8 protein-coding genes, 1 pseudogene and 1 riboswitch are annotated in these 9,893 nt (G+C 62.5%); of the genes and pseudogenes, 5 read left to right on the top strand and 4 right to left on the bottom strand.

What is annotated here, in order from left to right; translation table 11 throughout:
- Together I5W_RS08245 and I5W_RS08240 are read right to left on the bottom strand one after the other, a co-directional pair.
- Positions 1–447: pseudogene (locus tag I5W_RS08245) on the bottom strand (nitrite/sulfite reductase); the annotation flags it as partial.
- Between the two features lie 63 nt (positions 448–510).
- The gene (locus I5W_RS08240) at positions 511–1,284 is read right to left on the bottom strand and encodes a sulfite exporter TauE/SafE family protein (protein ID WP_017451664.1); all 774 of its coding nucleotides are present in this window, start codon (positions 1,282–1,284) and stop codon (positions 511–513) included.
- A 181-nt stretch (positions 1,285–1,465) separates the two neighbouring features.
- Between I5W_RS08240 and I5W_RS08235 the strand changes: the two genes are divergently transcribed.
- The gene (locus I5W_RS08235; RefSeq protein WP_017451665.1) at positions 1,466–2,407 is read left to right on the top strand and encodes a CysB family HTH-type transcriptional regulator; all 942 of its coding nucleotides are present in this window, start codon (positions 1,466–1,468) and stop codon (positions 2,405–2,407) included.
- A 90-nt stretch (positions 2,408–2,497) separates the two neighbouring features.
- Here I5W_RS08235 and I5W_RS08230 read toward each other — a convergent pair whose 3' ends face one another.
- Entirely contained in the window at positions 2,498–4,402 is a 1,905-nt protein-coding gene (locus tag I5W_RS08230; protein ID WP_044528861.1) for a chemotaxis protein CheA, read from the bottom strand.
- The gene (locus I5W_RS08225; RefSeq protein ID WP_017451667.1) at positions 4,402–5,151 is read right to left on the bottom strand and encodes a protein phosphatase CheZ; all 750 of its coding nucleotides are present in this window, start codon (positions 5,149–5,151) and stop codon (positions 4,402–4,404) included. The genes I5W_RS08230 and I5W_RS08225 overlap by 1 nt, the downstream gene beginning before the upstream one ends.
- Before the next feature lie 492 nt (positions 5,152–5,643).
- Positions 5,644–5,936: riboswitch (cobalamin riboswitch) on the top strand.
- A gap of 83 nt (positions 5,937–6,019) precedes the next feature.
- Here I5W_RS08225 and I5W_RS33230 point away from each other — a divergent pair.
- The 4 genes from I5W_RS33230 to I5W_RS08210 are packed head-to-tail and all read left to right on the top strand — an operon-like array spanning position 6,020 to position 9,815.
- Positions 6,020–6,427, top strand: a complete 408-nt coding sequence (locus tag I5W_RS33230) for a hypothetical protein (RefSeq protein ID WP_252716950.1) — start codon at positions 6,020–6,022, stop codon at positions 6,425–6,427.
- Complete coding sequence (locus I5W_RS08220; protein ID WP_252716949.1) at positions 6,309–8,015, top strand: TonB-dependent receptor domain-containing protein; 1,707 nt, start codon at positions 6,309–6,311, stop codon at positions 8,013–8,015. The genes I5W_RS33230 and I5W_RS08220 overlap by 119 nt, the downstream gene beginning before the upstream one ends.
- A gap of 49 nt (positions 8,016–8,064) precedes the next feature.
- Positions 8,065–9,048, top strand: coding sequence for a FecCD family ABC transporter permease (locus tag I5W_RS08215; RefSeq protein WP_044528863.1), 984 nt, complete (start codon positions 8,065–8,067; stop codon positions 9,046–9,048).
- The gene (locus I5W_RS08210; RefSeq protein WP_044528860.1) at positions 9,045–9,815 is read left to right on the top strand and encodes an ABC transporter ATP-binding protein; all 771 of its coding nucleotides are present in this window, start codon (positions 9,045–9,047) and stop codon (positions 9,813–9,815) included. The genes I5W_RS08215 and I5W_RS08210 overlap by 4 nt, the downstream gene beginning before the upstream one ends.
- Positions 9,816–9,893 lie beyond the last annotated feature (78 nt).

Raw genomic sequence — 9,893 nt, 5'->3', positions numbered from 1 at the left:
CGGATCGTTCGGCATGGGGCGCGGATCGACGATTTCGTCGGCGGCCACACCGTTCAGTTCGTCGGAGGTGGTGTTGCGGATGCAGTTGCCGGAAGTCTGGATGGCGTGCATTTCCACGCTGGCCAACTGTTCCAGGATCTCGGGCGATTCTTCCAGCTTGATCCAGTTGAACTGGATGTTCTGGCGGGTGGTGAAGTGACCATAGCCGCGGTCGTACTTGACGGCGATCTCGGCGAACTTGCGCAATTGATTGGAGGCCAACATGCCATAGGGAATGGCGATGCGCAGCATATAGGCATGGCGTTGCAGGTACAGGCCGTTCTGCAGACGCAGGATACGGAATTCGTCTTCGGCCAGTTCATCCGACAGGCGCCGACGCACCTGGTCCCGGTATTGTGCGACTCGCTCTTTGACGATCAGGTGATCGTATTGGTCATAGCGGTACATCTTGTCTTCCCTGTTAACGTCTTATGGGCGCCCGGATCAGGGTGCGCCCGATTGAAAATAAGCCTACCAAATCAGCTTGACTGCAACGCTCGTCAGCGTAATGGCCAGCAGGCCGCGCAAGAATTTCTCCGGCACCGCTCGCGCCGCGAGCGAACCAATGGTGATGCCCGGCACCGAACCCAGCAGCAGGGTGGCCAGCAATTCCCAGTTGATCGAACCCAGCCACCAGTGACCCAAGGCCGCAATGGCGGTCAGCGGGACGGCGTAGGCGATGTCGGTACCCGCGATCTCGGCCGGAGACAGGCGAGGATACAGCAAGACCAGCAAGGTCGCGCCGACCGCACCTGCGCCGATGGAAGAAATCGTCACCAGCGTACCCAGCAGGGCGCCGGCAGCAATGGTCGCCGTGGCCAAGGTGCTGCCCTGCAACTGACGTTGCGGATGGGCATTGAGCCAGGCTTGCATCCGCGAACGGAACAGCAGGGCGATCACGGTCAACAACACCGAAATGGCGATCGAATAACGGATGGTCAGGGCAATGCCTTCGCTAACGGCGCCGAAGTGCTTCAACAGCAGCGTGGTCACCAGCGCGGCGGGCAGGGCGCCATAAGAGAGGCGGCGCACCACATCCCAGCGCACGGTACCCTTGAAGCGGTGGGCCAGGGTGCCGGCAGTCTTGGTGGCCGAGGCAAAGGCCAGATCGGTACCGACGGCCACCGATGGATGGATGCCGAACAGCAAGGTCAACAGCGGTGTCATGAGCGAGCCGCCACCGACCCCGGTCAGTCCGACCAGCAGTCCTACGGCAAATCCGCTTACTACATAAGAAACAGTCATAACACCTCGCCCATTAGTCTGCGAATCGTAATAAACTTATGTTTCAAACCAAACTACATAGTATTTATTTGCTTATATACGCCTTTGGCATATGGAAATGCGGCAAATGAAGCAGGCAAGGTCAATGAGGCTGGCGCGGGGCGCCGTCCTGCTGACCAGGTAGAAGCGAAGGAATTCCCACATGAATCTTCATCAATTCCGTTTCGTGCGTGAAGCGGTAAGGCAGAACTTCAACCTGACGGAGGCGGCCAAGGCCCTGTATACCTCACAGCCCGGCGTCTCCAAGGCCATCATCGAGCTGGAAGAAGAGCTGGGCGTGGACATCTTTACCCGCCACGGCAAGCGCATCCGTGGCTTGACCGAGCCGGGCCGGGCGGTGCTGCGGTCGGTGGAACTGATCATGCAGGAAGTGGATGGCTTGAAACGCATCGGCAAGGAATTCGCCGCCCACGACAGCGGCAGTTTCACCATCGCCACCACCCATACCCAGGCGCGCTATGCCTTGCCCAAGGTGGTGCAAGCCTTCACCCAGAAATATCCCAAGGTGCATCTTTCCTTGCTGCAGGGCAATCCCAAGCAGATCACCGAGATGGTGCGCAACGACCAGGCCGACATCGCCATCGCCACCGAGGCACTGGCTTCCGGCGAAGGCCTGGTGTCCTTGCCCTGTTATCAATGGGAGCATGTGGTGGTGGTGCCGCCCGACCATCCGCTGCTGCAATCGAAGAGCCTGACGCTCGAAGAGATCGCCGCCAATCCGCTCATTACCTATGATTCCGCCTTCAGCGGTCGCAGCAAGATCGACCATGCCTTCTCGCTGCGCCACCTGAAACCGGACGTGGTGCTGGAAGCCATCGATGCCGATGTCATCAAGACCTACGTGGAACTGGGCATGGGTGTGGGCATCATTGCCGGCATCGCCTTCGATGCCGAGCGTGACCGCGGCTTGCGTGCCATTCCGGCTGGCCACCTGTTCGGCACCAATGTCTCGCGGGTGGCCTTGAAGCAAGGGGCGTATTTGCGGGGATATGTCTATACCTTCATCGAATTGCTGGCACCGACGCTGAACCGCAAGCTGATCGCGCAGGTCATGGAGGGCGAGAAGGACATGTATGAACTTTAAGCACCGACACCGATAGAGCACAGCGAGACGAAAAAACGGCCGGATCTGCAAAGATCCGGCCGTTCTTGTTGTTACCGCTTGCCAGCCTGATCAGGCCACGGCCGTGCGTTCCAGGTCGCGGCAGCCGTCCAGCAGGAAGGACAAGCCCACCACCAGCACCAGCTCACCCTCGGCCGAACGGGCCGTGCCAGTGATACCGGCGGTGTGGATCGCGGTCAGCGGCTTGATCACCAGATCGGCCGTGCCTTCCACCGACTCGACGCCCAGGATATAGGGATGCGGTACCGCCATGACGATACCGACCCGCTCATTGCCCGGCTCGTAGCCCAGCACGCCGGCCAGCGAGTTGACCGGCAGCGGACGGCCCTGGTCGCGCAGCACCGGGGCGCCGCCGACTTCATCGAAGGTTTCCGGCAGTTCCACCACGCGTTCCACCACGGCCATGGGCAGCGCCAGCGGGGCGCCGGCACAGCGCACCAGCATGGTCGGGATGATCGACAATTCGATCGGCAGGCGGATCGAGAACTTGGTGCCCTTGCCGATGGTGGATTCGATGCGGATGGTGCCGCGATGCTTTTCCACGGCGGTCTTGACCACGTCCATGCCCACGCCGCGTCCAGAGACGCTGGACGCCACTTCCTTGGTCGAGAAACCCGGCAGGAACACCAGTTGCAGCGCTTCGTCGGCGGTCAGTGCCTGATGTTCGTTGATCAGCCCCTTGGCCAGTGCCTTGCTGCGCAGCATGTCCGGGTCCATGCCCTTGCCGTCGTCGAACACTTCGATCATGACGCTGCTACCGGCCTGCCAGGCGTTGAGCGAGATGGTCGCCTTGTTGGGCTTGCCGGCAGCAGCGCGGTCGACCTCGATACCGTGGTCCAGCGAGTTGCGCAGCATGTGCACCAGCGGGTCGTAGAGGCTGTCCACCACCACCCGGTCCACTTCGGTGTCGGCACCGGTGATGACCAGATCGACATCCTTGCCCAGGTCCTTGGCCAGTTCGCGGACCAGTCGCGGGAATTTCTGGAACAGGCGGCCCACCGGTTGCATCCGCGTGGACAGCGTGGCGCGCTGCAGTTCGCTGGAATAGCGTGAGGCGCGACCCAGGGTTTCGGCCAGGGTCGACATGAGTGCCGCGGCCGTGCCTTCGAACTTGAACTGTTGCAGCTTTTCCAGCAGCACCGCGGCCTGGTTGGCGGCCTGCACCGATTCGCCGGCCACTTCCAGCAGGGCGTCCAGCTTGACGGCATCGATACGGATGCTTTCTTCCTTGGCGCCCCCGGGGGAATCGGTGGCACGGCGGTTTTGTTGCACGGGTGCGGCGGCCTTGGGTTCGCCTTCGGCTGCGGCGACGGGCGCGGCTGCGGCTGCGGCAGCAGGTGCTGGCGTTGCAGCGGCGGCGCTGGCTGTGCTGTCGGCGGCAGCCGGCGCGGCCACTGTCGCTCCCGGCACCAGTGCCTGGTACATCGCCGGCCAATCCAGCTCGCCATTGTTCATCACGCTGGCACTGCCGTCCACGCTGGCCGGCGCGGCGCTGGCGGCCTGTACTTCCGGTGCGACCGGCGCTGCGGGAGCGGCGGTCGGGGCCGCAGCGGCCGGTGCTGCTTCACTCTTGCCTTCGATGGCCTGGGTCAGGATGTCCTTCAGTTCGGCCGGCATCGAGGCCAGGCTGTCGGGCGCGGCGCCATTGGACAGCTCGTTCAACTGGTCGGCCACGAAACCGCTGGCTTGCAGTGCTGCTTCGATGGCCAGCGGCGTCACCGGTGCCTTGCCGGTACGCAGGGCATCGAACAGGTTTTCGGTCAGGTGGCAGGCCGACACCATGGCCGGCAGGTTCACGAACCCGGCGCCCCCCTTGATGGTGTGGAATGCGCGGAAGACCGCGTTGAGGATTTCAAGGTCATCAGGATGTCGTTCCAGCGTCAGCAGATGCTCTTCCACGTTGGTGGCGAGCTCCAACGCTTCAACGACAAAGTCCTTGAGCATTTCGTCATCCATTAGAACCCCAGGCTATCGAGTAAGTCGTCCACATCGTCCTGTGCCATGGCGGTGCCCCCCACGGACGGACCATTCATCAGGGAAACTGGTTTTTCCGCATCCATCTGGGCCTTCACCTCGGGCGGGGCATTGTCGCGCAGCAATTGCGCCAGCTCGCGCTCGGCGGTGGCGGTGATGGCCACGATCTTCTTGATCAACTGGCCGGTGATGTCCTGGAAATCCTGGGCCATCATGATTTCCAACATGCGGGCTTTTTCTGCTTCGGTCGATTCCATGACCGAGCTGGAGAATTTCTGCGAGTCGCCCGCCAATGTCTTGAATTCGTCGATGCTCATCTGGCCGGCATAGAGCTTGGTCCAGCGGGCGTTGATGTCCTTGGCCTGTTCCTGCAGGCGGTCCTGGGCCGGCATCCCGGAGTCCAGGGCATTGAGCACCTTGTTGGCGGCTTGTTCGGTGAGCGTGGCGATATGTTCCAGACGGCTCTGGGCGTCGCCGATCTGTTCGGCCACATCGGTCAGCGAGCGGTCATACCCCAGTTCGCGCATGGAGTCGTGCAACAGACGCACGATGCCGCCCAGGCGTTCATACATGGGTTTGTCGCTCTGGTCCTCGCCATCCGGCTGGGCACTGTCGGCTGCCGGTTCGGTCCCAGCCGCAGCGGCAGCACCGCCGTCGCTGGCGGTCATGCCCGGTAGCGTTTGTGCGGAAATTTCGTCAAACAATGCTTCCAGATCAACGTCGTCGCTCATGATTACTGATTCTCCCAACAAATTGGGTGCGCTCGGCGGCGCACTGCTGTGCAAATTGCCCGTAGGCGGATCAAATACGTCGTTCCGGGAGGCACAGCAACTGCCTTGCCTTCGATACCCAAGAGATATCGGCAGGCAGAGGCAGAGTCTGAAGGCTCGCAGACCACGACAACGATTCAGGGATGACAGGTGAGGCCAGCGGACCAAGCAGTGGGTCCACGGGTCGACGATGCCATGGCGCCGAGTATAGGGCCGCTTGCGGCCATCTCATCGGCTAAACAGCGAGTGAAATCCCCCATTTGTTTCAATTTTTCGACCTTCGCCAACATCCTGACCAGGCAAAAATAAAAAAGATATTCGATAAGAAAATCGAATTTATTCTATATAAGAGGTGGATTTTATCCGGGTTTTTCTTGAAAGCAATGCATCGGCCCGGCTTGTGCTGATTTACATCACCTGGTCCGGGTGGCTTGTGGTGTCCACGCCGCACGCCTACAATGGCGCGGTTTTGGTGCCCGCTGGCGTGTTCGCGCCGGCAGTTAAACGGGAAACACGCGCCAGGCTGCCCGCAACAGGTGGGTGACCAGGTCAAGGTGTGCTGCCCCCGCAACGGTAACCAGGCGCCGGCTGCAACGTGAAGACAAGTTGCGTTTGGCCGGCAACACCATCTTTGATGCCACTGTGCATGTTGCGCGATCTCCGATCTCGGACCTCGGGTTGCACCGCATGGGAAGGCCGATGGTCATGCCTGCAGCCCGGAGACCGGCCAAACCAGGAGGATGCTGCGCATGGCCCAGGCCGTAGCGGTTTTCCGTTGATTGCGGCCTGCGGGGAGGCAGGCTGCACACCTTCATCGAGTCTCTTGTCCATGTCTATTGCTGCTTTTCCGGTCCGTCACGACGGTCCGCGTCCTCGTTTTGTCCTGCGCACCACCACCGTGCTGATCCTGTCGACTCTGATTCCCGCTTGCTGGGCAGGTGCCTCTGCCCCCACCGCCGACCCCACCCAGCCGCTGTCGGCGGTGGTGGTCTCGGCCTCGCGCTTTCCCAATGACCCGGCCTTTGCGCCGGTGGCGGCCACCGTCATCACGGCCGAACAGATCCGTGAGGCCGGCATCGACAAATGCAATGAAGCCATCCGCAAGCTGGGCGGCGTCTATGGCCGCCAGAGCATTGCCGGCCCCGCAGGATTTTCCGCTGGATCTGCGCGGCTTCGGTACCAATGGCGACCAGAACATGGTGGTGCTGTTCGATGGCGTGCGCATTTTCGAAAATGAATTGAGCACGCCGCTGCTGTCCTCGATTCCCATCGAGAGCATCGAACGCATCGAGATCGTGCGCGGCGGCAGCAGCGTGTTGTATGGTAGCGGCGCCACTGGCGGCACCATCCAGATCATCACCCGTCGTCCGCAGGCCAATGCCGGGCATGGCACGCTACTGGGCGAGGTGGGCAGCAATGGCCTGCGCGCCGGCCGGGCGGCGCTCGCGCGTGCTTGGGACAACATGTCCATCGACGCCAGTTATGCCAAGTCGCACGCCGACAACTGGCGCGACAACAGCCGCGCCAACCAGGAAAACTTCGCGACCACGGTCCAATGGTTCGCCAGCGATTGGCGCTTCGGTCTGCGCGCCAACCTGGCACGTGCCGATTTCGGCCTGCCTGGCAGCCTGAGCCAGGCACAATATGACGCCAATGCACGCCAGACCAGCAAGCCGCTGGACCATGGTTCTTATGATAACGACAGCATCACGGCCTTCCTGGAACGCCGCTTCGGCGCCTTCGACGTCGCCGCCGAACTGGCGCATCGCGAAAAGATTGCCCGCTCCACCTATGTCAGTAGCGGTTCAAGTTCGCAGGTCAACATCCGCAGCACGCAATTCTCGCCACGCCTGCGCCACTTGATCGAGCGTGGTCCATGGAAGAACGAAGCCATTGCCGGCATCGACCTGGCCGAATGGAGTTCCTTCAACAATGCCAGTTATGGCAACAGCGACGCCTCCCAGCATTCCAAGGCGCTCTACCTGCGCGATGAGATCGAGTTCGACCACAATGCCCGTCTGGCAGCCGGCGTGCGACGCGAGCTATTCACCCAGCAGAGCAATTCCGGCGCCTACGGTCGCACCAGCGCGGTCAATGCCTGGGACGTGCAAGCCAGCTACGCGCCGCTGCCTTTGCTGCGCGGCTTCACCAAGATCGGCCAGAGCTACCGCCTGGCCACGCCCGACGAAAACGGCTACACCGCCTTGCCCATCGGCGCCGTGCTCAAGCCCCAGGTCTCGCATGACCTGGAACTGGGCGCCACCCTGGGCAATGCCGCGCGCCAGCTCACGCTGCGCTGGTTCCGCCATCGTGTGCGCGATGAGCTGTATTACGACCCGACCGCCAATGGCGGCTTCGGCGCCAACAGCAACCTGGCCGCTACCCGCCACCAGGGCGTAGAACTGGAAGGGCGCGTACAGCTGAGCGAAACCCTGGCCTGGAGCGCCACCTACCAGCACATCAATGCGCGCTTCGATGAGGGCGACAACAGCGGCAAGCAACTGGCGCTGGTGCCGGCCAATACCTTGGCGACCCGGATCAATTGGAAGTCCGGCCAGCACAGCGCCGATGTCGGCGCGCGCTGGGTGGATCGCCAGCGCATGGGTAATGATTTCGCCAACACCTGCGCCCGGATGCCGTCCTTTACCAGCTTCGATGCCCGTTATGCACTGCGGGTCAGCGCCTGGGAGTTCGCCCTGACTGGGACCAACCTGGCCAATCGCAAGTATTACTCGCAGGCCTATGATTGCAGTGGCGGTGCGGTCTCCGGTATCTACCCGGAAGACGGTCGGGCGATAAAATTCACTGCCCGCTACGACTTCTGAGGCGGAACTGAACTTTTCTTCATCTTTTTCTCGACCTAGCCTGGTGCCGATGCGATCTTACCTGCCCGTGCTGTGCGGCTTGCTGCTGCTGTCCTTGCTGGCCCTGTCGGCAGCCACGCTATGCGGCAGTACCGGCTGCCTGCGTCCATCGGCCCCCGCCGACAGCGTGGCGCTGCTGCTGTCGCTGCGCGTGCCGCGGGCGCTGACTGCCTTTGCAGTGGGTGGGGCGCTGGCCTTGTCGGGGGCGCTGATGCAGATCCTGTTGCGCAATCCCCTGGCGGATCCTTATGTGCTGGGGCTATCCGGTGGTTCGGCGGCGGGCGCCTTGCTGGCCATGCTGGCGGCCTTGCCCCTGGGCTGGCCGCTGCAACTGGTCACCGCGCCGGGAGCCTTGCTGGGGGCCGGCCTGGCCATGCTGCTGCTGTTCGGGCTGGTGCGCCAGTCATTGCGGCACCTGGCGATTTCGCCCTTGCTCTCCAGCCAGCGCCTGTTGCTGACCGGGGTGATGCTGGCCGCCGGTTTCGGGGCGCTCATTTCGCTGGCGCTGTCGGTCGCGCCTGATGCGCAATTGCGCGGCATGGTGTTCTGGTTGATCGGCGACCTCGACGATGCACGTCTGTTGCCGCTGGCGGGGCTGGTGTTGCTGCTGGCGCTGTTGTGGACGCTGCGTCATGCACCGTCGCTGAACCTGCTGGCGCGCGGCGATGCTTTTGCGCAATTGCTGGGCGTGCCGGTGTTGCGTTTGCGCGTGATGAGCTTGTGCGTGGCCGCGGCCTGTACGGCGGTGGCAGTGGCCATGGCGGGCACCATCGGTTTTGTCGGCTTGGTGGTGCCGCATGGGCTGCGCCTGGTGATCGGCAACGAGCAGCGCTTGCTGCTGCCGGCCTCGGTACTGGCCGGTGGCGCGGCGCTGACCCTGGCGGACTTGTTGGCGCGCACGGTGGTGGCGCCGGTGCAGTTGCCGGTCGGCGTGATCACGGCGCTGATCGGGGTGCCGGTGTTCCTCTGGCTGCTGGCGCGGAGCCGCGTATGAAGACTTCTTCACCTGTCCTCTTGCAGGCGCGCCAGCTCACAGTGCGCGCCGGAGCACAGGTCTTGCTGCGAGGTCTGGACTGGCAGGTCGCTGCCGGTGAATTCTGGTGTGTGCTGGGTCGCAACGGGGTGGGCAAGAGCAGTCTGCTCCACACGTTGGCTGGCTTGCATCCTTATGAAGGTCAGATTGCTCTGCAGGGACAAGAGTTGTCGTCGCTGTCGCCGTTGCAACTGGCCTTGCAGCGCGGGCTGGTGCTGCAACATCAACAGGATGCTTTTTCGCTACCGGTGCTGGAGGCCGTCATGGCCGGCCGCTTTGCGCACGGCGATGGCTGGGGCGGCACGCCTGGCGGCATGGCCTTGGCACGGCAGGCGCTGCAGCAGGTTGGGCTGACCCACCTCGGCGAACAGGACCTGCTGTGTCTGTCTGGCGGTGAACGGCAGCGCGTGGCGCTGGCCACCTTGCTGGTCCAGGCACCTGCGCTGTATCTGCTGGACGAACCCACCTCGCATCAGGACATCGCCGCGCAATTACAGGTAATGCGATTGTTGCAGGGGCTCGCGCAGCAGGGAAACGCGGTTGTGGCGAGTTGTCACGATATTAATCTGGCAAGACATTTCGCCTCGCATATCCTGCTGCTCAATGGCTCCTCTGCCCAGGCGGGTCAGGTGGAGAGCGTCATGCAGCCGGCGTTGCTGGAAACAGCCTTTGGTTGCCGTTTCGTACCCGTCGGAAGCCCGGACGGCGTGGTGTTCGTGGCACGGTAGGGCCGCGGGGGAGCCGCATCGATTGAAAACCCCTTCATATTCTTTGTGGAAAATATGTTGTATTAGCCAAAAAATCGT

Origin of the sequence: Herbaspirillum sp. B65, from assembly GCF_000333555.1 — a bacterium.
Lineage (GTDB): Bacteria > Pseudomonadota > Gammaproteobacteria > Burkholderiales > Burkholderiaceae_D > Herbaspirillum > Herbaspirillum rubrisubalbicans.
The sequence above is the reverse complement of the archived record's forward strand: the minus strand, read 5'-3'. Positions and strand labels throughout refer to the sequence as shown.